General features: G+C 62.7%; 25 protein-coding genes and 1 pseudogene. 12 read left to right on the top strand and 14 right to left on the bottom strand.

Annotated elements, in window-relative coordinates; translation table 11 throughout:
* From moaD to AC07SZ_RS02245, 4 genes are all read right to left on the bottom strand, one after another.
* Positions 1-258: a molybdopterin converting factor subunit 1 gene (gene moaD / locus AC07SZ_RS02260; protein ID WP_056563159.1), complete on the bottom strand. Its 258-nt coding sequence runs from the start codon at positions 256-258 to the stop codon at positions 1-3.
* 1 nt (position 259) lies between these two features.
* Positions 260-856, bottom strand: coding sequence for a CDP-diacylglycerol--glycerol-3-phosphate 3-phosphatidyltransferase (gene pgsA, locus AC07SZ_RS02255; RefSeq protein ID WP_140768350.1), 597 nt, complete (start codon positions 854-856; stop codon positions 260-262).
* Between the two features lie 97 nt (positions 857-953).
* On the bottom strand, positions 954-3023 hold the full coding sequence (gene uvrC / locus AC07SZ_RS02250) for an excinuclease ABC subunit UvrC (protein WP_494913113.1): 2070 nt from the start codon (positions 3021-3023) through the stop codon (positions 954-956).
* Positions 3020-3781, bottom strand: a complete 762-nt coding sequence (locus tag AC07SZ_RS02245; RefSeq protein WP_056563166.1) for an SDR family oxidoreductase — start codon at positions 3779-3781, stop codon at positions 3020-3022. Before AC07SZ_RS02245 ends, uvrC begins: the two co-directional genes overlap by 4 nt.
* A gap of 413 nt (positions 3782-4194) precedes the next feature.
* Between AC07SZ_RS02245 and AC07SZ_RS02240 the strand changes: the two genes are divergently transcribed.
* Positions 4195-4851, top strand: coding sequence for an outer membrane protein (locus tag AC07SZ_RS02240; RefSeq protein ID WP_056563168.1), 657 nt, complete (start codon positions 4195-4197; stop codon positions 4849-4851).
* A gap of 62 nt (positions 4852-4913) precedes the next feature.
* Here the strand turns inward: AC07SZ_RS02240 and AC07SZ_RS02235 are convergent, their stop codons facing one another.
* Positions 4914-5510 (bottom strand): glutathione S-transferase, encoded by a 597-nt coding sequence (locus tag AC07SZ_RS02235; protein WP_056563171.1) that lies wholly within the window; start codon positions 5508-5510, stop codon positions 4914-4916.
* Positions 5511-5958: 448 nt separating this feature from the next.
* Between AC07SZ_RS02235 and AC07SZ_RS02230 the strand changes: the two genes are divergently transcribed.
* The 3 genes and pseudogenes from AC07SZ_RS02230 (at position 5959) to AC07SZ_RS02220 (ending at position 7242) form a co-directional block, all read left to right on the top strand.
* On the top strand, positions 5959-6429 hold the full coding sequence (locus AC07SZ_RS02230) for a hypothetical protein (protein WP_494913112.1): 471 nt from the start codon (positions 5959-5961) through the stop codon (positions 6427-6429).
* A 241-nt stretch (positions 6430-6670) separates the two neighbouring features.
* Positions 6671-6865, top strand: coding sequence for a hypothetical protein (locus AC07SZ_RS02225; RefSeq protein ID WP_056563177.1), 195 nt, complete (start codon positions 6671-6673; stop codon positions 6863-6865).
* Positions 6866-6931: 66 nt separating this feature from the next.
* Positions 6932-7242, top strand: a pseudogene (locus AC07SZ_RS02220) (transcriptional regulator).
* 72 nt (positions 7243-7314) lie between these two features.
* On the opposite strand, the gene AC07SZ_RS02215 reads toward AC07SZ_RS02220, so the two are convergent.
* From AC07SZ_RS02215 to AC07SZ_RS02200, 4 genes are all read right to left on the bottom strand, one after another.
* Complete coding sequence (locus tag AC07SZ_RS02215; RefSeq protein ID WP_056563183.1) at positions 7315-8151, bottom strand: DMT family transporter; 837 nt, start codon at positions 8149-8151, stop codon at positions 7315-7317.
* Positions 8148-8729, bottom strand: a complete 582-nt coding sequence (locus tag AC07SZ_RS02210; protein ID WP_056563187.1) for a TetR/AcrR family transcriptional regulator — start codon at positions 8727-8729, stop codon at positions 8148-8150. The genes AC07SZ_RS02215 and AC07SZ_RS02210 overlap by 4 nt, the downstream gene beginning before the upstream one ends.
* Positions 8730-8866: 137 nt before the next feature.
* Positions 8867-9319, bottom strand: coding sequence for a hypothetical protein (locus tag AC07SZ_RS02205; RefSeq protein ID WP_056563190.1), 453 nt, complete (start codon positions 9317-9319; stop codon positions 8867-8869).
* Between the two features lie 136 nt (positions 9320-9455).
* Positions 9456-9878, bottom strand: a complete 423-nt coding sequence (locus AC07SZ_RS02200; protein ID WP_056563193.1) for a VOC family protein — start codon at positions 9876-9878, stop codon at positions 9456-9458.
* A 201-nt stretch (positions 9879-10079) separates the two neighbouring features.
* Between AC07SZ_RS02200 and AC07SZ_RS02195 the strand changes: the two genes are divergently transcribed.
* Positions 10080-10859 (top strand): helix-turn-helix domain-containing protein, encoded by a 780-nt coding sequence (locus AC07SZ_RS02195; protein WP_494913111.1) that lies wholly within the window; start codon positions 10080-10082, stop codon positions 10857-10859.
* Positions 10860-10880: 21 nt separating this feature from the next.
* Here AC07SZ_RS02195 and AC07SZ_RS02190 read toward each other — a convergent pair whose 3' ends face one another.
* The 3 genes from AC07SZ_RS02190 to AC07SZ_RS02180 are packed head-to-tail and all read right to left on the bottom strand — an operon-like array spanning position 10881 to position 13063.
* Positions 10881-11744, bottom strand: a complete 864-nt coding sequence (locus AC07SZ_RS02190) for a 23S rRNA (adenine(2030)-N(6))-methyltransferase RlmJ (RefSeq protein WP_494913110.1) — start codon at positions 11742-11744, stop codon at positions 10881-10883.
* Positions 11741-12352, bottom strand: a complete 612-nt coding sequence (locus AC07SZ_RS02185; RefSeq protein ID WP_494913109.1) for a hypothetical protein — start codon at positions 12350-12352, stop codon at positions 11741-11743. Before AC07SZ_RS02185 ends, AC07SZ_RS02190 begins: the two co-directional genes overlap by 4 nt.
* Before the next feature lie 33 nt (positions 12353-12385).
* Positions 12386-13063, bottom strand: coding sequence for a TetR/AcrR family transcriptional regulator (locus AC07SZ_RS02180; RefSeq protein WP_494913108.1), 678 nt, complete (start codon positions 13061-13063; stop codon positions 12386-12388).
* An 85-nt stretch (positions 13064-13148) separates the two neighbouring features.
* Between AC07SZ_RS02180 and AC07SZ_RS02175 the strand changes: the two genes are divergently transcribed.
* The gene (locus AC07SZ_RS02175) at positions 13149-13619 is read left to right on the top strand and encodes a carboxymuconolactone decarboxylase family protein (RefSeq protein WP_056565539.1); all 471 of its coding nucleotides are present in this window, start codon (positions 13149-13151) and stop codon (positions 13617-13619) included.
* Between the two features lie 156 nt (positions 13620-13775).
* Here the strand turns inward: AC07SZ_RS02175 and AC07SZ_RS02170 are convergent, their stop codons facing one another.
* Positions 13776-14225 carry a DNA polymerase III subunit chi gene (locus AC07SZ_RS02170; protein WP_056563208.1) on the bottom strand — a complete coding sequence of 150 codons (450 nt, stop codon included), beginning with the start codon at positions 14223-14225 and terminating at the stop codon, positions 13776-13778.
* Positions 14226-14234: 9 nt separating this feature from the next.
* Positions 14235-15746 (bottom strand): leucyl aminopeptidase, encoded by a 1512-nt coding sequence (locus AC07SZ_RS02165; RefSeq protein WP_494913107.1) that lies wholly within the window; start codon positions 15744-15746, stop codon positions 14235-14237.
* 364 nt (positions 15747-16110) lie between these two features.
* On the opposite strand from AC07SZ_RS02165, the gene lptF reads away from it, so the two are divergent.
* The 6 genes from lptF (at position 16111) to rsmA (ending at position 23734) form a co-directional block, all read left to right on the top strand.
* Entirely contained in the window at positions 16111-17313 is a 1203-nt protein-coding gene (gene lptF / locus AC07SZ_RS02160) for an LPS export ABC transporter permease LptF (RefSeq protein ID WP_056563211.1), read from the top strand.
* Complete coding sequence (gene lptG / locus AC07SZ_RS02155; RefSeq protein WP_171883365.1) at positions 17310-18395, top strand: LPS export ABC transporter permease LptG; 1086 nt, start codon at positions 17310-17312, stop codon at positions 18393-18395. The genes lptF and lptG overlap by 4 nt, the downstream gene beginning before the upstream one ends.
* A complete protein-coding gene (locus tag AC07SZ_RS02150) occupies positions 18395-20815 on the top strand; it encodes an LPS-assembly protein LptD (protein ID WP_056563217.1) in 2421 nt (806 codons plus the stop codon). Before lptG ends, AC07SZ_RS02150 begins: the two co-directional genes overlap by 1 nt.
* Positions 20816-20903: 88 nt before the next feature.
* Positions 20904-21839 (top strand): peptidylprolyl isomerase, encoded by a 936-nt coding sequence (locus AC07SZ_RS02145; protein ID WP_056563219.1) that lies wholly within the window; start codon positions 20904-20906, stop codon positions 21837-21839.
* Positions 21840-21852: 13 nt separating this feature from the next.
* The gene (gene pdxA / locus AC07SZ_RS02140) at positions 21853-22869 is read left to right on the top strand and encodes a 4-hydroxythreonine-4-phosphate dehydrogenase PdxA (RefSeq protein WP_494913106.1); all 1017 of its coding nucleotides are present in this window, start codon (positions 21853-21855) and stop codon (positions 22867-22869) included.
* A 25-nt stretch (positions 22870-22894) separates the two neighbouring features.
* The gene (rsmA, locus tag AC07SZ_RS02135) at positions 22895-23734 is read left to right on the top strand and encodes a 16S rRNA (adenine(1518)-N(6)/adenine(1519)-N(6))-dimethyltransferase RsmA (protein ID WP_056563226.1); all 840 of its coding nucleotides are present in this window, start codon (positions 22895-22897) and stop codon (positions 23732-23734) included.
* Positions 23735-23887: the final 153 nt, after the last annotated feature.

Below are 23887 nucleotides of genomic sequence, written 5' to 3'. Positions count from 1 at the left end.
TCAGCCCCCGGTCATGGGCGGGAACAGCGCGATCTCGCGCGCGCCCGATATCTTCTCGCGGTGGTCGACATGTTCCTGATTAATGGCAACGCGAATCACGTCGGGATACTGCAGCGCATGCTCGTAGCCCTCGCCACGCGATTGCAGCCAGCGCAACAGGTCGGCGACCGTCTCGATGCCGGCCGGCAATTCAACGTCTTCCTCCGATGTGCCGATCCGTTCGCGCACCCAGGCGAAATAGATGAGACGGGTCGTCATCTCACTCATCCATGATGTGCTTGAGGCCGGCGCGGAAATAGTCGTAGCCGGTGTAGAGCGTGACGAGCGCCGCGATCCACAGCAGCACCAGGCCGGTCTGCGTGGTCAGCGGGAATATCTTGTCGCCGGCCGGCCCCGCCAGCAGGAAGGCGATGGCGACCATCTGGATGGTGGTCTTCCACTTGGCAAGCTGCGTCACCGGCACCGAGACCTTGAGCGCCGCCAGATATTCACGCAGGCCCGAAACCAGGATTTCGCGGCACAGGATGATGATCGCCGCCCACAGCGACCAGCCGGCGATGCCGGCATGACGATCGGTGTCGGCCGCCAGCAGCAAAAGGCACGTCGCGACCAGCAGCTTGTCGGCGATCGGATCGAGCATCTTGCCGATGTTGGAGGTCTGCTGCCAGGCGCGCGCAAAATAACCGTCAAAATAGTCGGTTATGGATGCGAGCAGGAAAATGATCAGCGCCGACCAGCGGGCGAAGTCGCTGGATTTGAGATGGCCTTCGAGAAAAAAGCACAGCACCACCAGCGGCACCGCGATAATGCGGGCGTAGGTCAGTATGTTGGGCAAGTTGAACGCGCGCTGGGCCATGTCTGGGGGACTCTTTCTGCCTGCGTACTCAAATCAGAAGCGAATGTAGGGGGTCAACAGGCCAGATTCGACTGACCAGCTGAAACTGCCGAATTTTTCAACTTTCGTGAAAATGATTGTAGACCAGCTTGGCGACCTGTTCGGAAATGCCGTCGACTTTCCTCAAATCCTCTATTGCCGCACGGCTGACCGCCTTGGCGGTGCCGAATGCCAGCAGCAGCGCCCGCTTGCGGCCGGGACCGATGCCGGCAATCTCATCGAGCGGGCTCTTGACCATTTCCTTCTTGCGCCGCGCCCGGTGCGAACCGATGGCGAAGCGATGGACTTCGTCGCGCAGGCGCTGCACGAAATAGAGCACGGGATCGCGCACCGGCAGCGAAAACGAATCCCTACCCTTGACGAAAAAACGTTCGCGGCCGGCATCGCGGTCCTGGCCCTTGGCGATGCCGATGGCCACGACGCGGTCCTCGATGCCGAGATCGGCGAGAATCTTGCGCACCGCCGTCATCTGGCCCTGACCACCGTCGATCAGGATGACGTCGGGCCAGGCCGGAAAGCTGCCGGAGATGTCGTCATCGATATCATCGGCCGCCTCGCCTGCCGCGGCCTCGTCGGCCACGGCAACATCGCCATGCTCCTTGAGCAGCCGCGAAAAGCGCCGCTCCATCACCTCGCGCATCATGCCGAAATCGTCGCCCGGCGTGATCTCGGTCGAGCGGATATTGAATTTCCGGTACTGGTTTTTGACAAAACCTTCCGGCCCCGCGACCACCATGGCGCCGACGGCATTGGTGCCCATGATGTGCGAGTTGTCGTACACTTCGATGCGCACCGGCGGCTTGGCCAGCCCGAAGGTCTCGGCGAAGCCGGCAAGCAATCGTCCTTGCGTTGACGTTTCGGCCAGCCTGCGGCCCAACGCCTCCCTGGCGTTCTGAAGGGCGTTGTCGGTCAGGTCCTTCTTCTCGCCGCGCTGCGGCACCGAGATCGCCACCTTGCGGCCGGCGCGGGTGGAGAGCGCCTCGGCCAGCAGCTCCTGGTCTTCGACCCCACGCGACAGCAGAATGGCACGTGGCGTCGGCTTGTCGTCGTAGAACTGCGCCAGGAACGAGCCCAGCACTTCCGATCCCTCCAGTGCCGGGTCGGCCTTGGGGAAATAGGCGCGGTTGCCCCAGTTCTGGCCGGTGCGGAAGAAAAAGACCTGGATGCAGACCTGGCCACCTTCCTGATGGATGGCGAAGACATCGGCTTCGTCGACGGTCTGCGGGTTGATGCCCTGATGGCTCTGCACATGCGACAGGGCCGCCAGCCGGTCGCGATAGATGGCGGCGCGCTCGAAATCGAGGTCTTCGGACGCCTGCTGCATGGCGGCCGAAATTTCGGTCTTCACCTTCTGGCTGCGGCCGGACAAGAAATCCTTCGCTTCGGCGACCAGCTCGGCGTAGCCCTCATGCGAGATCTCGCCGGTGCAAGGGCCCGCGCAGCGCTTGATCTGGTAGAGAAGGCACGGCCGGGTGCGGTTCTCGTAAAAGGAGTTGGTGCAGCTCCTGAGCAGGAAGGCGCGCTGCAGCGAATTGATGGTGCGGCCGACGGCGCCGGCCGAAGCAAAGGGGCCGAAGTAATCGCCCTTTCGCGACCGCGCGCCACGATGCTTGTAGATGCCGGGCGAGACGTGATCGCCGGTCAAAAGGATATACGGAAACGACTTGTCGTCGCGCATCAGCACGTTGAATCGCGGCCGCAAGCGCTTGATAAGGTTGGCTTCAAGCAGCAGCGCTTCGATTTCGGTGCGGGTGACGACGAACTCCATCGTCGCCGTCTCGCGCACCATGCGGCCGATGCGATTGGTGTGGAACCGGCCTTGCGCGTAGTTGGTGACGCGCTTCTTCAGGCTGCGCGCCTTGCCGACATAGAGCACGTCGCCGGCGGCGTTCATCATGCGGTATACGCCGGGGGCATTGGGCAGCCGCTTGACCAGCGTCTGGATCACCTCGGCGCCGACCATGCCTTCGGCATCGCCGGCATGCGGCGTCCAGTCGATGGCCGTGAAGGCGACATCCGGGCCGGCTGGTTCGACGATCTCCTCCAGCGCCTCGTCCTCGAGGTCGATTTCGGGAGGAAGATCATCGGCGCCGCCACGCACCTTGTTTTTGTGATCCAGTGGACTCATTCCGCCATGCCTGTCACATCGGGCGTCTGCCACGCAAGATGCTGGCCGCCATCAAGCGCGATCATCTGGCCGGTGACCGAGCGCGCATCCCAGAGATAGCGGATGGTGGCGCCGAATTCAGGCAATTCCGGGCCGCGCTTCAGGATCAGGCCGGCGACCTGCGCGTCAAAATCGGAATCATCCTGGCGCATGTTCTTCAACGTCGGCCCCGGACCGATCGCGTTGACACGAATCTTTGGGCCCAGCGCCTGCGCCAACATCTGCGTTTGCGTCCACAGGGCGGATTTGGACAGCGCGTAGGAAAAATAGCGCGGCGTCGGCCGCCAGACGCGTTGGTCGATGATGTTGACGATCAGCCCCTCCTGCCCTTTCGGCAAGGCGCGGGCGAAATTCTGCGCCAACAGCGCCGGCGTCTTCACATGAATGGCAAAGTGGCGGTCCCAGGCCTGCCAGTCGAAATCGTCAACGGAATCATCGACAAAGAGCGAAGCGTTGTTGACCAGAAGTGAGATGGGCCCCAGCGCGACTTCCGCCTGGCCGACGAGGTCGCTGACGGCATCCATATCGGTCAGGTCGGCGCTCACCACCGCCGCGCGGCCGCCGGACTGGTTAATCCCCGCGGCCAAGGCGTCAGCCTCACCGCGCGAGCGATTGGCGTGGATGGCGACTGCAAAACCATGGCCGGCGAGGTCCTCAACGATCGCCCTTCCGATCCGTTTCGCCCCGCCGGTCACCAGCGCCGCGGTGGCTTTGCTCATATTCAGTCAATCCTCAATTTCGGCACAAAAAGACGGCGCCGGCAAAATATGGCCCGCCATCCGTTAAATGGCGTTCGCACCTGGGGCAACATTGTGGCGAAACCGCCTGGCGGGCATTCAGACTCGCCCCGCAACAAGGCCAGTCACATCCCCATATAGGGCGGTGGACTCCTTGCACCAAGCGGTGTGCAGCGCAACATGGCCAAGCTGCTGACATTTCGCTGTTGCGAAGATGCAACGTCAAGGTTCTGCCTCATTCGCGCCGGGGAATGACCCAAGTTCAGGTTCGCTTCAGCCGCATTTTGACACGACATTTGGAACCGACGAGCGCCAGATCCGTTTCACCCCCCGGACGGGTTGATGGCGATCGTAAGAAACAAGCCTGTGTCCTGTGGCTTAAGGAGTAAAGAACAATGCAAGCCAATCTCAAATTCGCACGGCCGCTGGCCGTCGCGCTCGGGCTCTTCGCCCTCGGTGGAACCGCTTATGCCGCGGACGTCGTTCAGGAAGAGCCGCCGGCACCCGCTCCGGTTGCCGAACTGCCCGTCGCATCCTGGGCCGGCCCCTATGCCGGTATCAACCTCGGCTATGGCTTTTCCGGCCGTACCAAGGAAAAGGATCTCGGCTTCGAAACCGATACCAAGGGTTTTGTGGGCAGCGTCTTCGGCGGCTATCAGTGGCAGCAGGAGAACTTCGTGTACGGCGGTGAAGCCGAACTCGGCTACAACGGCGTCAAGGGTGACGACAACGGCATCCACTCCAAGGGTGGCTTCGAAGGTTCGCTGCGTGCCCGTCTCGGTTACGCCGTGACCCCGGAAATCCTGCTCTATGGCACCGGCGGTCTCGCTGGCAAAAGCCTGAAGGTTGATGACTCCGACATTCCGGCCAGCGACCGCGCTACGATGCTCGGCTGGACCGCCGGCGTCGGCACCGACATCAAGCTGACCGACAATGTGTTCGGCCGTGTCGAGTATCGCTACACCGACTTCGGCTCGAAGAGCTTCGACGGTATCGGCAAGGTCAAGGCCACCGACAACCGCGTCACCTTCGGCGTCGGTATGAAGTTCTAAGTCGTTCAAGCCACGACACGAAAAAGCCGGGCCTCGCGCCCGGCTTTTTTTGTGGCCGCCGGTCACCCCGGGATCGCGGACTTCAACTCCGGGAATTTCTCGTCGAAACGCGCCGCCCAGCGGGTCAACCGGCCGCGGCCCTTTTCCCATTTGCCGGCAAAGCGCAGTGAGAGGTAACCGAGGCAAGCCCGCAATGCCATCTGGCCTGCGGTGATCTTCTTCGGCAGTTTCGGCGGATTGGCGTTGAGCAGGTCGAGTGCTGCCGTGATCTTCGCCCACTGGCGGTCGAGCCAGGGCTGGTAGACCATCTCGTCTGGCCGCGTGCGGCGCTCGTAGACCATCGACAGCGCGCAATCACAAATGCCGTCGGCCAGCGCCTCCAGCACTTCCGCTTCCAGCCGCTTGTCGGGATTGCGCGGAAACAACGCGTTCTTCGAAATCCGGTTGAGGTGCTGGGTAATGGCGCGGCTGTCGTGAATCGAACGGCCGTCATCGAGCACCAGTACCGGGATCTTGCCGAGCGGATTGGCACCGATCAGTTCGGCCGGTCGGTCCTCGGTCTTGACCGGCACCAGATCGATCACGATCCCGGCATAGGCCGCAGCCATCCTGACCTTGGAGCTGTAGGGAGAGGTGGATGCGTAGAGCAGCTTCGGCATGATCGGTTTCCTGGTTGCGGACGTCCAGTGTTGACTGGACAATCACTTGCGATCAACCGCCAGAGCACAAAAAAAGAACTGCCAGAAACCGGTTGCGGTTTCCTTCCCAGGCATCAGCCTACAGAGGGGTACGCCGGAAACACGAGCGAGCGACAAGTTGATAGTATTCAGACCTGCATTCCATCTCACCAACCCAGGCACTGCGCCGGGGCCTTCGCCAAGCGCGGCAAGGAGACAGTCCGACGGGCGAGCGAGGCAGCCAACCGGCGCCTCGCTTTGCTTGCCCCATTCGGTCTCATCCCGATGTTCAGCCCCGAGGGCTGAACCCGCTGCCGGACTTGCGTCAATCCAGTGCGTCAGAGCGTCCTTGCCGAGCCCCGAAGGACACGCGACGCCCCAACGACCGGTCTACTTCTTGGCCGGAGCCTTGGCCTTCGCAGGCGCTGCCTTGGCCTTCGGCGCGGCGGCTTTCTTCACCGCGGGCTTTGTAGCGGCCGCTGCTGCTTTCGCTGCCGGCTTTGCCGCTGCTTTCACGGCGGGCTTTGCCACAGCCTTCGCGGCGGGCTTTGCCGCAGCCTTGGCGGGAGCTGCCTTTTTGGCCGCGGGTTTTGCCGCCGCCTTGGCCGCGGGCTTCTTCGCCGGTGCTGCCTTCGCTGCGGGCTTCGCCACTGCCTTGGCGGGCGCCGCCTTCTTCACTGCTGGCTTCGCCACAGCCTTGGCCGCTGCCGGCTTCTTGGCCGGTGCTGCCTTCGCCGCGGGCTTTGCCGCCGCCTTCGCGGGCGCTGCTTTCTTAACTGCCGTTGCGGCCTTCGCCGCGACTGCTTTTGCGGGTGCTTTCTTTGCCGGTGCTTTGGATGCCGGCGCTTTAGATGACTGCTTAGCCATGTCATGCCCCTTCACGTTATGCCGATGGCCGTGAATGACCCCGGCGCGCAATGCATATCTGACTCGCGGCTCGCTAGCCAGCGAAGCAATGGTATGATTTTCTCAGCTTAAATTTTCGTTGAGATCGAGACGCGATCGCACTCATCATCGCAAAAATCCGTCGCTGATCTTCTGATACCGCCGACAATTTGACATCGGCATTCTCGATGCGAACCCATCACCGAACTGCGAAGACTAGCGAGCAGCTTTAGGCATGATCGCCGGCCGTGAATATCATGACCTACCGCCTCATCAACGCGATCATCTTCAGCAAGCGAGCGATCTATGGGGATCACGAGCACGATACGAAGACCGATCCGAGGATCACCTTGTCAAGCGCGCATCCGTACCTCCAATTGACAGATAACTCTGCAAAGCAGAGTATTCTGCAAGAGATGATCGCGCTTTGCGATCGCGCAAGAGGCAAGTGACGGCGCCGCTTCCCGAGAGCGCCGTGCCACATGACAGTCCAAGGCTTGCCGCATTGGAGCCCATCGATGAGCGCCGACGACATCATCCACCAGAGTACGCGACTCAGGATCATGGCCATCCTCAACGCGCTGGAAAGGCGCGAGGCACTGGAGTTCACCCAGTTGAAGATCATGGTCGAAGCCACCGACGGAAATCTCGGGGCACACCTCGATACGCTGGCCAGGGCGGGCTATGTCGATATTGAAAAGCTTTCGTCGGTCGACGGCCGCAGACACGGGTCAAGGCAACAACGATCGGGCGGCGGGCCTTTCGCGGCCACATAGCCTTCCTTCGCAAGATCATCGATCAGGCGGAGGCAACGCGGCGCGGCAAATAGATTCAGCGAACACCGTTGACGCGTCGCGACGACGGCGGCGGCCCGCATGCAGGCAAGGCGCATGGATTTTCGTCACGGCTGATAGCCCAGGCAGATGGCGCCGAGCACCACGACGGCGCAGGCGCCGACCCGCCGGGGCGTCAGCGTCTCGCCGAGCAACAGCCGGCCGATGAAAGCCGCAAAGACGACACTGGTCTCGCGGATCGCGGTGATCGGACCGGCAGGTCCGAGCGCGAAGGCCGTCACCACGACGCCATAGGCCAGAAGCGAGAACAGGCCGCCGCCAAGTGCCTTCCAGGTTTCCGGCGCCCGCGGGTCGAAAGCAAGCCGGCCACGACTGGCGACGAAGGTCGCCGGCAGCAATACGCCATAGGCCAGCAGGACCCAGGCGGTGTAGGCGCCGACATTGCCCGCCGCGCGAACGCCGATTGCATCGACAGTCGCATAGGCGGCGATGATTGCTCCCGTCGCCAGCGCATAGAGGATCGATGTCGTGGCGGCTCTTCCTCGTCCGAGCGAAAGACCCATGATGCCGCCACCGACCAGGGCAACGCCGACGGTCTCCAGAACGGTGAGCTGCTGGCCGGCCAGCAGGAGGCCGCCAAGGGTGACGAGCAGAGGCACGCTGCCGCGAACAATCGGGTAGACCTGTCCCAATTCGCCATATCTGTAGGCGGCCACCAGAAACACGCTGTAGCCGACCTGCAGGCAGGCCGAGAGCCCGACATAGGGCAAGGCTGATGTGGCGGGAAAACCGTTGAAGACGGCAAGGGGAATGGCCAGCGCCGTGCTGGAGAAGCTCATCACGGTGACGGTCCACAATCTGTCGGCGCCCGTTCGCAGGAAAGCGTTCCAGCTTGCGTGCAGGATCGCCGCGAATAGCGCGAGCCCGACGACCAGCGGGCTCATTGCGGCCTGCGCGAGGCGGCGACGATATCCAGGGCGGCCTTGCGGGCTTCACGAAGGGCGGTATCCGCCTGCCCCATCTGCGCCATCAGGGTGGCCCCTTCGATCAGCATCAACAAGGTTGCCGCCACGTTTTCGGCGCGCCCGCGCGGCATCACCTGCGCGAGCATCGATCGCATGCGCTGCCTGAAGCCGTCCTTCTGCCTGGCGACGGCCTTGAATACGGCATGCCGCGGATCGCCGAACTCGGCCAGCGCATGCGCGAAGAGGCAGCCGTGGAAATCCGGGCTGCGGAACCAGCGGCCATGCCAGTCGAAAATCCTGGCGATCTTCTGCTCCGGCGTCATGCTCTCCCGCGCAAGCTGGTCGAGCTGATCGTCAAAGCGCCTGGCGCGGTAGTCGAGCACGGCGACGATCAGCTCATCCTTGCTGGGGAAATGGCGATACATCGTCATCTTGGCCACATCGGCTTCGGCGATGATCCGGTCGATCCCGGTGGCATGGAAGCCGGCACGCTTGAACAGCGCATAAGCGGTTTCGACGACGTGCTGGCGTTTGTCGGAGACAGGCGGCGGTGTCATGATACGCACCAAGTGATGAGACAGGTCTGTCTCATACCTATGCGATGGATTTCACCTTCTGTCAACGCGGCACGAAAAACGCCTGCGGCTGATCAAGCCGCAGGCGCTAACGGGAATCGAGAATCGGAAGGGTGCGTCTAGCGCAGAACGCGGCAGCGGCCGTTATAGACCATCCAGCGGTCGAAGCCCGAGACGCAGAATTCGACATTGTCGCCGATCGAGGCAAAGCCCTGACCTTCCTCGATCAGGTACCAGATGGACCTGTCGCGCCCGTCGGACAGGCTGACGGTGGCCCCGCAATAGCGGCGGCCGATCGGCCAGGTGTCGTCGGCCGGCAGATAGCGGTGCTGATGGATACGCCGGAAATCGATGATCTGCACATCCGGCAGATGGGGCACATGATGCACCTGGTAGGAGAAGCGGGAGGTGATCTTGCTCAGCACCCAGGGCTGGCCGCAGACGCCGCCATCGTCCTCCGAATAGACGCCAAGGTCAGCCGCCTGGACCGCATGGGTAATGCCAAGAGGCGCGGCGAGCGGGGTACAGAGCGAAATCAGGGCAGCAAGTGCGGATTTGGCGAAGCGAGTCATGACAGCCTCTCAAGGTCGATTGCGCGCACTGTGCGGATTCGCTTGGCGTCGGTCAAGCGGTTGCTCAGACAATGGTTTCCAGAAACGAGCTGGAGCGTCTACCAACGTACCTGCCGGCTGCGCGTTCCTTCCAGTATCAGTCTTCCGGAAGAAAGGCGGGGTTGAAGACGACTTCCCAGAGATGGTCATCCGGATCCTGGAAATAACCGGCATAGCCGCCCCAGAACGTAGTCTGGGCCGGCTTGACGAGACGCGCGCCTGCCCTGACGGCCTGCGCCATCACGGCATCAACCTCGGCCTCGCTCGTGACATTGTGACCGATGGTGAACTCGGTCGGGCTGCGGCCGGTCTGGCCGATGCCGGCGTCTCGGGCGATGTTGGGACGTTCGAAGATCGCGAACTTCAAGCCGCCCTGCAGATCGAAGAAGGCCACGGCGCCATGCTCGAACTCCCTGCCGATGATGCCCTCGGTCGGAAGCCCAAGTCCGTCTCGATAGAATTCGAGCGACGCCTCCAGATTGTCTACACCAAGGGTGACGACACTGATGCGAGCTTTCATTTTGATTTCTCCTTTCTATATTCACGTTTCTATATTCACGACTTACGCGGTGACGTCAGCGCGGATGCGGTCGCTAATGCCAGCGGAAGGCTTCACGTGATTTGCCATTGCCGGAGCGGCGCGCATTGAAGATTTCGGCCAAAATGGCAGAGAGAGCGGATCGCGCGGCGAGCCTGCGATTGCCAGCCAAGCAGACGGATTATGACTGAAGGGATGGAAGCGGTACTGGCGCAGACCACCGGTTTTTTCCAGGAACGCCCGGCAGACAGGCGGCTGGGTGCCGTCTTCGCGCCCGTCTGGGTCCACCGCATGCAGGACCAGGACGCCCCACCTGTCGTGATAACGCCGGATGCGACGATCGACCTGCAGTGGATCGATGGCCGGTTCCGGGTCGCGGGGCCGGACCGGGAGCCGCAGATCGAGATATTGCCGTCAGGAGCAACGATTGTCGGATTCAGATTCCGGCCGGGGGCGGCCGCCGCGTGGCTGGGCGTGCCGGCCAACCGGATCGTTGGAGAACGCCTCGATCTCGGTGACTTCTGGGGCACCAGGGCGCGCCATCTGGCATGCCATGTGCGGGCCACGCCCGATCTTGCCGAGTTGGCGGGACAATTGGAGAAGGCAATCGGGGAATACACGCAAGAACACCGTGCGCCCGATGTGGTCATGGGCAATGCATTCGACGTCATCGACCGGGGGCTGCCGGCCGGCAAGCCGCTGGTGCCGTTCCTGCTGCGCAGCTTGCATATGAGCGAGCGGTCGCTGCGTCGCCGTTTCGAGGAAAGTTTCGGCTATGGCCCCAAGACGCTCGACCGCATCCTTCGCTTCCATCGATTCCGGCGTCTGCGGCGGACATTCAGCAATGACTCGACCGCCGTACTGGCGGTCGAGGCCGGCTATGCGGATCAGGCCCATTTGATACGTGAAAGCAGGCGGCTGTCCGGCATCACGCCTTCGGCACTGGCCGCCACCCGAGCATAGCGGCGCCTCGGCCGACAGGGTTCAAGCCGTTCCCGCCTGCTCCCCGGCCAGCCATTCCACCGACCAGTGCGCCGGCTTTTCCACCGCGAGCAATTTGTGCAGTGCCGGCAACACGGTCCGCAATTCGGCTTCCAGCGTGAAGGGCGGATTGACCACCACCATGCCGCTGCCATCAAGGCTGGGTTCGGAAGAGGCCGGTCGGATCTCGAACTCTATGTCGAGGATTTTCGGGATGCCGGATTGCTTCAGCGCCTTCCTGAAGGCGATGATCGCCTTGCGATCCTTGATCGGATACCACAGCGCGTAAATGCCGCCGGGCCAGCGCTTGTGCGCCCTTATGAGCCCGTCGACCAGGCGGCCGAACTCGCCCTCCTCCTCGAATGGCGGATCGATGAGGACCAGGCCGCGCTTCTCCTTCGGCGGCAGATGCGCGCCGAGCGCCAGCCAGCCATCGAGTTCCATCACCCTCACCTGGAAGTCGCCAGCGAATTCCGCCTTCAGCTTGGCGGAGTCTTTCGGGTGCAGTTCGATCGCCGACAACCGGTCCTGCTTGCGCAGGAGATGGCGCGCCAGCATCGGCGAACCCGGATATTTCTTCACGCCGTTCCCGGGATTGAGCGACCGCACAGCCTCCAGATAGGGCGCCAGCAGCGCGCCCGCCCTGGCGTCGAACGAGGCATCGATCAGCCTGCCGATGCCACCTTGCCATTCGCCGGTCTTCTGCGCCTCGAGCGACGACAGATCGTAGCGGCCAATGCCGGCATGGGTGTCGACGACGCGAAAAGCCTTGTCCTTCTGCTTGAGATAGTCGAGCAGACGCGTCAGCACGACATGCTTGACGACATCGGCGAAATTTCCGGCGTGGTAGGCGTGGCGATAGTTCACTTGGGTCCCCTGCCCCAGCGCGGCGGCGGCGGTTGCGAGTTCGGATTGTCCGGCCGGCCGCCACCAGAACGCAGGGACAGCAGGAAGCCGATCAGGCCGACCACCATCAGCGAGAGGCCGACCGGCCGCGCACGACGGTCGGCTTCGCCGACACCGGAACGCAGCACAAGGTCGACCGCCCGCATCGGTATGTCCTCGGCATCGCCCGGACCGACGGTGAAGACATAAGGGCCGGGACTGACGGTCGCGATGACGCCCGCCTCGTCACGAAAGATCTTGTCGGGCAGTTGCGGGCTGACCTGGCGCGGGTTGTCGACATGGTTGAACCGCAACGTCGACGCAAGCACCGTGCGGCCATTGGTGGCGGCGGTCAGCGTCAACACCGTGTGTTGCTGCGAAACGATGCGCTCGGCTCTCGCGGTCAGGTCGACCAGCACGCGCACCGGCGCATCGCGGCTCGAGAGCGACACGGTCACTGGTTTGAAGCGGCCTTGTCCATAGACCCGCCAGGTGCCGATCTCACGGCCTGAAAAATTGGTCATCGCCCAAGGATAGATGAGGCCGATGCCGGTGCCGGCGAGCAGGATCAGGACAAACAGAAAGCGCATTCAGACAGTCACCTTGTAGTCATGCCTTGGCAATCATGCCTCGCCGGGCAACTTGCCAGTACCGGCACCGTCACGCAGGCGTTCCATTTCGTCCAGCAGCATGTCGAGGCCGAGCTCGAATGTCTTGTCGAATTCGGCGGTGCCGAAAAAGCGCCCGGCCGCCGTGACATAGGGAAAATCCCGGGCCAGTTGCTCGTTGCTGACCGTGTTCACAGCCGACGGGCCCCTGGCGTAGCCCGCGTTCTCGTCCAGCACCGCGCCCATCAAGTAATAGCCGACGGCGCGAAACAGCCGCGCGCTGAGTTCGGTGTCAAAGCCGGCATCCTTGAACAGGCCGATAATGCCGTCCAGCCAGGCAAGGCAAATGGGCGAGTTCATACGGTAGGTGACGAAGAAGGCGGCATAGGCGGGATGGTCTCGGCCGATGCGACGAAAATCCTCGATGGCGATGCGCATCCTTTGCCGCCATGGGAGGCTGGCGTCGGGCATCTCAAGCGCACCGATCAACCGGTCGACGAGCGCTTCGTGCAAATGCGCCACCGAAGGAAAGTGGTGGTAAATGCTCATCGCCTCGCAACCGAGTGCCGCCGCCAGCTTGCGCATGGAAAAGCCGGCGAGCCCCTCCTTCTCGATCACCTCGAAGGCCGCGTCCTCGATCATCTCGCGCGACAGGCGGCCACGTGTTCCAGCTTTTTTTATCGATGAGTCCATGGCGCCGCTTGACAACTTACACTGTAAGGTTCATTTTCCACATCACCTTACGCCGTAAGGCTTGGAAAAACCAGAGGAGAATGTCATGTTCGATTATCGCATTCTTTCATCCGTGCCTTCTTCCATCTGCCGGACCTTCCTGCTCGCCGCTACCGGCTGTGCACTCACGCTGGCCGCGGCACCTGCTCATGCCGACGACTATGATGCGACCCTCAAGGATATCCAGTCGACCATGGGTGGCGTACCGAGCTTTGTGAAGCAGTTTCCCAAAGCCGGTCTGCCCGGTGCCTGGGCCGAGGTCAAGGCCATCGAACTCAGCGACAAGACGGCACTGCCGCCAAAGGTCAAGTCGCTGATCTCGCTGGCGGTGGCGGCGCAGATCCCGTGCAGCTATTGCATCTGGGAGGACACGCAGGACGCCAAGCGCGCCGGCGCCACCGACGAGGAGATCCAGGAAGCCGTGACAATGGCTGCGTTGACCCGCCACTGGAGCACCATCTTCAATGGCATGCAGGTCGATTTCGAAACGTTCAAGAAGGAAATGGGCGGGCAATAAGCCCCGCAGGCAAGAAGAAATCGGTGAAGTGGCGAACCAGCCGATGACGGTTGTAATCGTCTAAGAGACCCGCCAAAGGGCGGGTCTCTTCATGGGCAGCCCATGCACCGACACCCGATTGCGACCTGGTCGCCATGTCTGCCGTTGCGCTGAAACCTAGGCCTTGCGCTCCCAGCGGCGGTCAGATGTCTGCTGCCAGTAGGTCACGGCATGGCCCGCGTCCTTCATCGTCTTCCAATGCGCGCGGGCCGCCTCGACCTGGCCGGCGTCATGGCCGTCGAACAGGAACACGGCGCGCTCGTAGCCGGCAAGATCGGGCGGCGCCGCGCCGTCGACCAGGAACCTTATCCTGGCTTCATTGGGATTGCCGTCGCCGGTGGTCAACAGGATAGGCTGCTCCCCGGGATAAGCCTCGCGATCGGTCGCGTGCGCCAGGAACGAATCATCGCGGAAGGTCCACAGATGCTGGTCGAGCGCGTCGCGCCGTTCCTCGGTGCCGGTCTGCACCACGGCGCGCCAGCCACGATCGACGCTGCGCTCCAGCAGACCCGGCAGCGCATCCTCCAGCGTCGATTCGGTCAGATGGTAGAACAGCACGTCGGCCATGGATCGAGGTCAGCTTTCGTAATGATCGCGCACCAGCCGGTCGAGCAGGCGCACGCCGAAGCCTGAACCCCAGGACTGGTTGATCTCGCTCGATGGCGCGCCCATGGCGGTGCCGGCAATGTCGAGATGCGCCCAGGGCGTATCCTTGACGAAGCGCTGCAGGAACTGCGCGGCGATGATGGCGCCGCCATAGCGGCCGCCGATGTTCTTCATGTCGGCGTTCTTGGAATCGATCAGCTTGTCGTATTCGACCCCGAGCGGCATGCGCCACAGCCGCTCCTGAGTCGCCTGCCCCGCCCCCGCCAGCCTCTCCGCCAATTCGTCATTGTTGGAAAACAGACCGGCATAATGCAGGCCGAGCGCGACCATGATGGCGCCGGTCAGCGTCGCCAGATTGACCATGAATTTCGGCTGGAAGCGGTCGTTGCAGTACCACAGCGCATCGGCCAGCACGAGACGCCCTTCGGCGTCGGTGTTGAGCACCTCGATGGTCTGGCCCGACATGGAGGTGACAATGTCGCCAGGGCGCTGGGCATGGCCGTCGACGGCGTTCTCGACAAGACCGATGATGCCGACGACATTGGCTTTCGCCTTGCGAGCGGCCAGCGCGTGCATGAGCCCGGTTACCGCGGCAGCGCCGCCCATGTCGCCCTTCATGTCCTCCATGCCCGACGCCGGCTTCATCGAATTGCCGCCGGTGTCGAAGGTGACACCCTTGCCGACGAAGGCGATCGGGCTGTCCTTGGCTTTGCCGCCGTTCCACTGCATGATCGCCATGCGCGCGCCGCGCGGCGAGCCTTGCGCAACGCCGAGCAGCGAGCCCATGCCGAGCTTCTTCATCTCCTTCTCGGTCAGGATCTCGACCTTGACGCCGAGCGCCTCGAGCTCCTTGGCCCGGGCAGCGAACTCGACCGGTCCCAGAATATTTGCCGGTTCGTTGACAAGGTCGCGCGCCAGAAGCACACCGTCGACCACCGCCTCGGCATCCGCGAAAGCCTTCCTGGCGCCGGCCGGGTCAGCAGTGTGGATGGTTATCTTGACCGACTTCTTCGGATCGGCCTTTGCGTCATCCTTGTCCTTCCTGGTCTTGTACTTGTCGAAGGAATAGCCGCGCAGGAGGAGACCAGCCGCAAGGTTGGCCGCGTCCTTGCCGTCAGGCGAGGCGCCGGCAAGGTCGATCACGACGGCAACGTCGGTTGCCTTGCGCAACGAGGCTGCAATGGTGCCGCCCAGTTTCAGCCAGGCATATTCGTCGAGCCCCGACGCCTTGCCGGCGCCGATCGCGACCAGCCTGTCGAGCGACGTTGCCTGCGGCGCCAGAACCTCGACGACGCCGGCGAACTTGCCCGTGAACTCGGCCACCGGGAAAGCCCGTTCCAGCGTCTTGCCGGGATCGTACGCCGAGGCGGCGTCGCTCAGGCTGCCGTCATCCGCCGACAGCACGAAGACCGTGCCCTTCCTGCCCGCCGCCGTCTGGGGCGCGGCAAATTTTGCAAAGGCGATCGACGGTCTCGGATTCATCATGTCCTGCTTTCGGGGATTGCGCGATGATGCGCGAAGCGGTTTGAGGCGATCCGCGACATTTGGTCGTTTTCCGGCATTTGGCAAGACTTTGCCAAAATGGCTACCCATATGACACACGGAATCGATGGCGATTCGTCGCGGCACGGCCCCGCTTCATGCCGCAACATGTTGTTAACCATCGATGTTCGCCCTTTCTTATCCATTCCCTCCGACACTCCGGTTCACTGCGGCACGCGACGTGGGACGGGAACCGGATCGCCTGCCTGATCGAGCCCATCGGAGCCAGTTGTGCGGTCGTCGCCGGACAGCTACCCTGAGCGTGGTGGCATGATGCCGTTCGAGAAAATCGAGTAAAGCCTTCATGAAGGTCGTTGAACGCTACATCATGCGCCGCGCTTTCGTGGTCTTCCTGGCAGCGCTGGTCTGGACGCTGGCCATCGTGTGGACCACGCAGGTGCTGGCCAAGATCGACCTTGTCACCGACAGTGGCCAGTCGTCGCTGACCTTCTTCGAGGTCGCCGCCCTCATTCTTCCCTCGATAATACCGATCGTCGTGCCTTTCGCGCTGGTGGTAGCGGTTGCCCAGACACTCAGTGTCATGAATTCGGATTCCGAACTCGCTGTCGTCAACGCGGCAGGCGCCTCGCGCTGGACGATCGTGCGGCCAATCATGCTTCTCGCGCTTGCGGCCAGCGTTTTTTCCTTTGCCGTCGACAATGGCATCGACCCCTATGCAAGGCAGAAGAACCGCGCCCTGGTGGCGCAGTCGCGCGCCGACCTGTTGTCGCTGATCATCCAGGAAGGCACCTTCCGCAAGATCGAGGACGGCCTGTTCCTGCAGATTGGCGAGCGGCTTCCGGACAATCGGCTGGGCGGCATCTTCGTCGCCGATTCGCGTGAGGAAGGCGTCAATCTCGTCTATTATGCCAAGACGGGCAGCATCGTCGAACGCGGCGGCGAGAAGGTGCTGATGATGAATGACGGCGTCATCCACCGCAAAACGCTGACCGGCGACCTCAGCGTCATTCGGTTCACCTCCTATGCCTTCGACATGTCGGCGTTCATGGCGGCGGCCTCCGAGGTGACGCTGCTGCCGAAGGACCAGACAACCCAGTACCTGCTCAATCCAAGCCCCAACGACAAGAATTTCCAGCAGAGACCGCAGGAATACAGGGCCGAGATCGACCAGCGATTTTCGGAATGGACCTATTCCATGGTGTTCGCGCTGATCGCGCTCGCGGTCGCCGGCGACGCGCGCTCGCATCGCGAGGCGCGCGTCAATCCCTTGATCACGGCGATCGCCATATCCCTGTTCGTGCGCTGGCTGGGCTTCTTCGCCGCCAGCAAGGCGGATGAGATCCCGCAATACGCCTATATGGTCTATGGCGTGCCGATCGTGGCTTCCGCCGTTGCCATCTGGTTCATCGTGTCGAACCGCACCATGGAACTGCCGGTGGCCTGGGCGGACTGGATGACGAACCTGGCCAGCCGCTTCGGTGACGGCTGGAACGCCCTCAAGCTGCGTTGGTCGCGGCGCGGCACTTCAGGTCAGGGGGTCGGCTGATGGGCTGGACACTGGGCCGTTACTTCTTCTTCCGTTACGTGACGATCACGATCTGGTTCTTCCTGGGCCTGCTGGCGCTGGTGTTCCTGATCGATTTCACAGAACTGTCCGGCCGCACCACCGGCCTGCCCGGCTTCACCTATGGAACGGCCGTGGCCATTTCGGGCCTTCGGATGCCGATGATCATGCTGCAGACGGTGCCATTTGTCGGCCTGTTCTCGGCGATGGCAACGCTGGTGTCCCTCAACCGCCGCTACGAGCTGGTCATCGCGCGTTCCGCCGGCGTTTCCGCCTGGCAATTCCTTTTGCCATGCTGCATCGGAGCATTGCTGTTCGGCTTCGTGTCGGTCGGGCTCATCAATCCGCTGGCCGCGCACGCCTTCTCCTTGTCGGAGCAGATCGAGACCCAGTTGCGCTCCGGCAAATCGAACACGGTTTCGGCCGATGCCGCTCCCTGGATTCGTCAGAAAACCGGCTCTGGTGACACCATCATCGGTGCGCGGGCCATCCTCAACCAGGGTCTGGAGATGGCCGACGCCGTCTTTTTCGTCCTCGACCAGCAAGGCAATATCGTCGAGCGCAAGGATGCCGCGCGTGCCTACCTGCGGGACGGTTATTGGGACTTGCAGGACGTAAAGACCTTCAAGAACGGCACCATCCAGCCCGCCGCGAGCGATCGTGTGCCGACCAATCTGAAGCCGGAATTCGTGCAGGAGCGGCTGGCGCGCCCGGAGACCATTCCATTCTACGACCTGCCCGGAAAAATCGAGGTTGCCCGTTCCTTCGGCCTCAAGGCAAATGCCTTTGCCATGCAGTTTGATTCGCTGGTGGCGTTGCCGTTCCTCCTCGTCGCCATGACGCTGATTGCGGCAACAGTTTCAATGCGATTTGCGAGGATGGGACAATCGGCAACGATGATTCTGGGTGGCGTCGTTGCCGGGTTTCTGCTTTATGTCGTTTCTGTGCTGGTGAAGGCATTCGGCGTGGCGGGGTTCGTGCCGACTGCCATAGCCGCCTGGGTGCCAGTTGTGGTAGCTATGTTCTTCGGGGTGACTTTCCTGCTATACAAGGAAGACGGCTAGTGAGGGAGGCGTTTTTGCCCAGCAACAGGCAGGCCAGGTTGGCGCGCCTCTATGCGGCGAGCGCCTTGGCGTGCCTGCTTGCCTGCGGCGTTCCATTGCCTGCGTTCGCGCAGGACGTCGGCGATGTGGCGACCAAGGTTCCGTCCGGCTCGCAGATGCTGCTCGCGGCCGATACGCTCGAGTACAACAACGACAACCAGACCGTGACCGCTATCGGCGGGGTCCAGATCGACTATGGCGGCAACCGCCTCGTCGCCCAGAAGGTCGTATACAACCGCAACACCAAGCGGATGGTTGCCAGCGGCAATGTCGAAATCGTCAACAGCGACGGCACCAAGATCAATTCGCAGCATATCGATATCACCGACGATTTCGCCGACGGCTTCGTCAATGCGCTTCGCGTCGAAACCGTAGACAAGGCCTATTTCGCCGCCGAAAGCGCCGAGCGCATGGGCGGCGTGCTGACCACCTTCCACAATGGTGTCTACACCGCCTGCGAGCCGTGCGAGGACAAGCCCGACAAAGCGCCTACCTGGCGCGTGAAGGCCAGGAAGATCATCTGGAACGGCGAAAAGAAGACGGTTCGCTTCGAGAATGCGAATTTCGAGTTCTTCGGCTTTCCGCTCGCCTACCTGCCGGCTTTCGAGATCGCTGACCCGACGGTGAAGCGCAAGAGCGGTTTCCTGATCCCCAGCATCAGCTACAACAGCCACCTGGGATACAGCGTCAAGGTTCCCTACTATTTCGCACTTTCGCCGACCTATGACCTGACGGTGTCGGGAAGCGGCTACACCAAGCAGGGCTTCCTCGGAGAGGCCGAGTGGCGGCAGCGCTTCAACAATGGCCAATACAGTTTGAAGATGGCCGGCATCCAGCAGCAGGATCCCGACGCCTTCATCGACAGCGCTGGCCGCAACGTCGATTCCGGCGCCGCGGGCGACCCGAACAAGTTCCGCGGCATGATGGGCACGCAGGGACAGTTCGCGATCAACGAACGCTGGAATTTCGGCTGGGACGTGCTGCTGCAGACAGACAAGAACTTCTCCAACACCTACAACATCGACAAGTACAATGCCGCCGTCCATCAGTCGTCGGTCTACCTGACCGGTCTCAATGGCCGTAACTATTTCGACGTGCGTGCCATGCATTTCGAGGTCCAGGAAAATACGCTCAACGGCAATCCGGCGGCACGCAGCGGCCAGCAGCCCTGGGTGCTGCCCTCGCTGGATTATGCATATATCCCCGATGCGTCCATCGCGGGCGGTCAGTTGTCGATGAACGTCAATACGCGGGTGATCCGCCGCGATGATCTCGATGAGGCTTTCGAGACGCCATACAATGCCGGCACGCCGGTGCAGCGCGTACGCGGCATCGCAGGCGAGTCCAGCCGTCTCACGGCCGAAGCGGAATGGAAGCGGTCATTCATCACCGACGACGGCTTGGTGCTGACTCCGTTGCTGGCGCTGCAGGGCGATGTGGACTACCTCAACGCGTCGTCTGGATCGCTCGCCGCCGTCAACCAGATGGCGACGAATTTGGGCCAGCAGGACAACATGCGTTCGTCGTTTGCCCGTTACATGGCAACAGCGGGCCTCGAAATGCGTTGGCCGATGCTGTTTTCGATGGCCAGCGGGTCGAGCCATGTCATCGAGCCGATGGCGCAGGTGTTCCTGCGTCCGAACGAACAGTATGTCGGCGGCCTCGCCGTCCCGAATGAAGACGCCCAGAGCATGGTGTTCGATGCAACCACGCTCTTCGAACGCGACAAGTTCTCCGGTTACGACCGCGTGGAAGGCGGTTCGCGCGCCAATGTCGGCTTCCGCTATTCCGGCTCCTATATCAACGGCTGGGGTACCAATGCGATTTTCGGCCAGTCCTACCAGATTGGCGGGGACAACTCCTTCGCGGCGCCGGATCTGGTCAATGTCGGCGCCTATTCGGGCCTTCAGGACACCAAGTCCGACTATGTCGGCCTGTTCGGCATCAACAGCCCGAACGGATTCGCGGCTTCCATCAGCGGTCGCTTCGACGAGCAGAGCTTCGAGGTTCGCCGCGCCGAGGTGAAGGCAGCCTATTCAGGCCTGCCGGTGTCGTTGAGTGCCAAATACGCCTTCATCCAGGCCCAGCCGCTCTATGGCTTCACGACCGACCGTCATGAGGTGACGCTGGGTGCGTCCACCCACCTTGCCGAGAACTGGCGCGTTTTCGGGACAGGAACCTACGACCTGCAGGAAAGCCTGTTGGTCAAGGATGGGATCGGCTTCGCCTACAACGATTCCTGCTTCACCTATCTGATGACGTACTCGCAGTCGCGTGACCTGAACACCAGGGAAGTGACACAGAGCATCGGCTTCAATCTGTCGTTCCGCACCCTCGGCGACTTCGGCTCGTCGACCAGCGCGATCGACACCATCCAGTAGCCGGCGACATCGTTTCGCCGCATAGGGCTGGCACGGATTCGCGCACCCGGAAGAGGACGAAATTGGGCGGAACCGGGATAGAATTGGGATGCTAATGATGAGGAAATACCTCTTTTCAGCAGGGTTCGCGCTGCTTGTGGCGGCGACATCCGTGTCGATGACCGTCATGACGCCCCCGGCCTTCGCCAGCGAGATCAAATACGTCGTCAACGACATACCAATCACGTCAGGCGATATCGCGCATCGTGCCGCCTTCCTGAAACTGCAGCACAAGAAGGGGGGCGACGCCGCCCAGGAAATGATCGATCAGACGCTGCGTCTTGCCGAGGCCAGGCGGCTTGGCATCCGCATCAGCGACGCGCAGGTCGAGGCAGCCTATCAGCGCTTTGCTTCCGGCAACAAGATGCAACTCAGCCAGCTCGACGGCGTCATGGAAAAATCCGGAGTCACCAAGGAACACTTCAAGGAGTTCATCCGCGCCCAGATGGCCTGGAACCAGGCCTTGAGCGCGCGCTACCGTTCCGGAGAAGGCGGCAGCGTGACCGAGCAGGACGCGGTCAGGCGCATGCTCGACAAGGGTGGGGCCAAGCCAAGCGCCACCGAGTACATGCTGCAGCAGGTCATCTTCGTCGTGCCGGCCGCCGAACGCAGCGCGACGCTGGCCAAGCGCAAGCGCGAGGCTGACGCCATGCGCGCCCGCTTCAACGGCTGCAACACGACGCGCGAGTTCGCCAAGGGCCTGATCGACGTCACCGTTCGCGATCTGGGCCGGGTGCTGGCGCCGCAACTGCCGCCGGACTGGGCCGAGCAGATCAAGGCCACCAAGGTTGGCGGCGCCACTGTCACGCGCGAAACCGAGCGCGGCGTCGAGTTCATCGGCATCTGCTCGTCGCGCGAAGTGTCCGACGACAAGACTGCCCAGATGGTGTTCCAGAGCGAAGGCTCCAACGACAAGGCGGCCGACGATCTCAGCAAGAAATATGTAGACGAGCTGAAGGCGAAAGCCCGCATCGTCAAGCGCTGACGTGAGCAGCGCGATGAACGCGCTGGCGCTTAGCGTTGGCGATCCGTCCGGCATCGGCCCCGAAATCGCTATCACCGCCTTCCTGGCGCGCGAGGCAGTCGGCTTGCCTGCCTTCTATCTCTTGGCTGATCCGGCGCTGATCGCATCGCGGGCAAGCCACCTCGGCGTGTCGGTGCCGATCGTCGAGACAACGCCGGCGCAAACGGCGCAAGTTTTCGTCGATAGCCTGCCGGTCGTTTCACTGGCCGCCCGGTTCATCGACAGCCCCGGCAGGCCGAATCCGGCCAATGCGGCCGGCACCATCGAGGCGATCGACCGCGCGGTCGCCGCCTGCCTCGCTGGCGACGCCGCTGCCATGGTCACCTGCCCTATCGCCAAGAAGCCGCTCTACGATGCCGGCTTCCGCTTTCCCGGCCATACCGAATATCTGGCGCATCTGGCGGCCCGGCACGGTGGTGTCGACGTGACGCCGGTCATGATGCTGGCAGGCCCTGATCTGCGCACCGTTCCCGTCACCATCCACATCGCGCTGGCCGAGGTGCCGAAGTCCCTGACCACCGAATTGATCGTGGCGACCGCGCGCATCACCGCCACAGACCTCGCCAGCCGCTTCGGCATCGCCAGGCCGAGGCTTGCCATTGCCGGCCTCAATCCGCATGCTGGCGAAGGCGGCTCCATGGGCCAGGAAGACGAACGTGTGGTGCGCCCGGCGGTCGACATCCTGCGCGCCGAGGGCATCGATGCTTTCGGGCCTCTACCGGCCGACACGCTGTTCCATGCCCGGGCGCGGGCGGGCTATGATGTCGCGCTGTGCATGTATCATGATCAGGCCTTGATCCCGGCCAAGGCGTTGGCTTTCGACGAGGCGGTCAACGTCACGCTCGGCCTGCCCTTTATCCGCACGTCGCCCGACCATGGCACGGCCTTCGACATCGCCGGCAAGGGCATTGCACGGCCCGATAGCCTGATCGCCGCGTTGAAGCTCGCCAGACGGCTCGCCGACATCGACAACAAGGCCGCGGCCGCATGAGCGCTCCCGTTTCCGGTCCGAACGCATGAGCATCGACGGGCTGCCGCCGCTGCGCGATGTGATCGAGCGCCATGGGCTACAGGCGAAAAAGGCGCTCGGCCAGAATTTCCTGCTCGATCTCAATTTGACGGGCAAGATCGCACGCAGCGCCGGCGACCTGACAAGCACCGCGGTGATCGAGGTTGGTCCGGGGCCTGGCGGCCTGACAAGAGCGCTGCTTTCCAACGGCGCCCGCCGGGTTGTCGCCATCGAGCGTGACGAGCGCTGCCTGGCGGCACTGGCCGAAGTCTCCGCTCACTATCCCGGTCGGCTGGAGGTGATTTCAGGCGACGCGCTGAAGACCGACTTCGCCGTCCTCGCCGCGGCAGCAGGCGGAGATGATGGCACGGTGAGGATTGTGGCCAACCTGCCCTACAATATCGGCACGGAATTGCTCGTCCGCTGGCTGACTGTGATGGATTGGCCGCCTTTCTACGCCTCGATGACGCTGATGTTCCAACGTGAGGTGGCCCAGCGCATCGTCGCCGCGCCTGGCAGCGATGCCTATGGCAGGCTTGGCGTGCTGGCCGGCTGGCGCACGCAAGCCAGGATCGCCTTCGACGTGCCGCCCCAGGCCTTCACGCCGCCGCCCAAGGTCACCTCTTCGGTGGTGCATCTGGAGCCGCGCGCGACACCCCTGCCCACTGACGTGAAGAAACTCGGCCGCGTCACCGAAGCCGCGTTCGGCCAGCGCCGAAAGATGTTGCGGCAGAGCGTGAAAAGCCTGGGCGGCGAGGCCTTGCTTGAGCGCGCGGGCATCGATCCGACGAGACGCGCCGAAACGCTCAGCGTCGAGGAATTTGTACGCCTGACGAACGCGGTGTAGCTCCCTTCCCGCCGCTTGCGGGGAGACGATGCCGACAGGCAATGAGCGGCGCAAACCATTTTCAGAGTACGGTGTGCTGCCCCATCCGGCCCTTCGGGCCACATTCTCCCGTGAGATCGAACCCCCTTTGCCGTAACGAGCGCGGCAGGCGCG

This window comes from Mesorhizobium sp. GW821-FHT07A06 (genome assembly GCF_059419085.1).
Note: the sequence above shows the minus strand (reverse complement) of the source record. Positions and strands in the feature narration are given on the sequence as shown.

What these genes read in the sequence shown, in the direction of transcription:
- moaD (WP_056563159.1), bottom strand. Translation starts at nt 258, where the DNA reads ATGACGACCCGTCTCATCTATTTCGCCTGGGTGCGCGAACGGATCGGC.
- pgsA (WP_140768350.1), bottom strand. Translation starts at nt 856, where the DNA reads ATGGCCCAGCGCGCGTTCAACTTGCCCAACATACTGACCTACGCCCGC.
- uvrC (WP_494913113.1), bottom strand. Translation starts at nt 3,023, where the DNA reads ATGAGTCCACTGGATCACAAAAACAAGGTGCGTGGCGGCGCCGATGAT.
- AC07SZ_RS02245 (WP_056563166.1), bottom strand. Translation starts at nt 3,781, where the DNA reads ATGAGCAAAGCCACCGCGGCGCTGGTGACCGGCGGGGCGAAACGGATC.
- AC07SZ_RS02240 (WP_056563168.1), top strand. Translation starts at nt 4,195, where the DNA reads ATGCAAGCCAATCTCAAATTCGCACGGCCGCTGGCCGTCGCGCTCGGG.
- AC07SZ_RS02235 (WP_056563171.1), bottom strand. Translation starts at nt 5,510, where the DNA reads ATGCCGAAGCTGCTCTACGCATCCACCTCTCCCTACAGCTCCAAGGTC.
- AC07SZ_RS02225 (WP_056563177.1), top strand. Translation starts at nt 6,671, where the DNA reads ATGACCTACCGCCTCATCAACGCGATCATCTTCAGCAAGCGAGCGATC.
- AC07SZ_RS02215 (WP_056563183.1), bottom strand. Translation starts at nt 8,151, where the DNA reads ATGAGCCCGCTGGTCGTCGGGCTCGCGCTATTCGCGGCGATCCTGCAC.
- AC07SZ_RS02210 (WP_056563187.1), bottom strand. Translation starts at nt 8,729, where the DNA reads ATGACACCGCCGCCTGTCTCCGACAAACGCCAGCACGTCGTCGAAACC.
- AC07SZ_RS02205 (WP_056563190.1), bottom strand. Translation starts at nt 9,319, where the DNA reads ATGACTCGCTTCGCCAAATCCGCACTTGCTGCCCTGATTTCGCTCTGT.
- AC07SZ_RS02200 (WP_056563193.1), bottom strand. Translation starts at nt 9,878, where the DNA reads ATGAAAGCTCGCATCAGTGTCGTCACCCTTGGTGTAGACAATCTGGAG.
- AC07SZ_RS02195 (WP_494913111.1), top strand. Translation starts at nt 10,080, where the DNA reads ATGACTGAAGGGATGGAAGCGGTACTGGCGCAGACCACCGGTTTTTTC.
- AC07SZ_RS02185 (WP_494913109.1), bottom strand. Translation starts at nt 12,352, where the DNA reads ATGCGCTTTCTGTTTGTCCTGATCCTGCTCGCCGGCACCGGCATCGGC.
- AC07SZ_RS02180 (WP_494913108.1), bottom strand. Translation starts at nt 13,063, where the DNA reads ATGGACTCATCGATAAAAAAAGCTGGAACACGTGGCCGCCTGTCGCGC.
- AC07SZ_RS02175 (WP_056565539.1), top strand. Translation starts at nt 13,149, where the DNA reads ATGTTCGATTATCGCATTCTTTCATCCGTGCCTTCTTCCATCTGCCGG.
- AC07SZ_RS02170 (WP_056563208.1), bottom strand. Translation starts at nt 14,225, where the DNA reads ATGGCCGACGTGCTGTTCTACCATCTGACCGAATCGACGCTGGAGGAT.
- AC07SZ_RS02165 (WP_494913107.1), bottom strand. Translation starts at nt 15,746, where the DNA reads ATGAATCCGAGACCGTCGATCGCCTTTGCAAAATTTGCCGCGCCCCAG.
- lptF (WP_056563211.1), top strand. Translation starts at nt 16,111, where the DNA reads ATGAAGGTCGTTGAACGCTACATCATGCGCCGCGCTTTCGTGGTCTTC.
- AC07SZ_RS02145 (WP_056563219.1), top strand. Translation starts at nt 20,904, where the DNA reads ATGCTAATGATGAGGAAATACCTCTTTTCAGCAGGGTTCGCGCTGCTT.
- pdxA (WP_494913106.1), top strand. Translation starts at nt 21,853, where the DNA reads ATGAACGCGCTGGCGCTTAGCGTTGGCGATCCGTCCGGCATCGGCCCC.
- rsmA (WP_056563226.1), top strand. Translation starts at nt 22,895, where the DNA reads ATGAGCATCGACGGGCTGCCGCCGCTGCGCGATGTGATCGAGCGCCAT.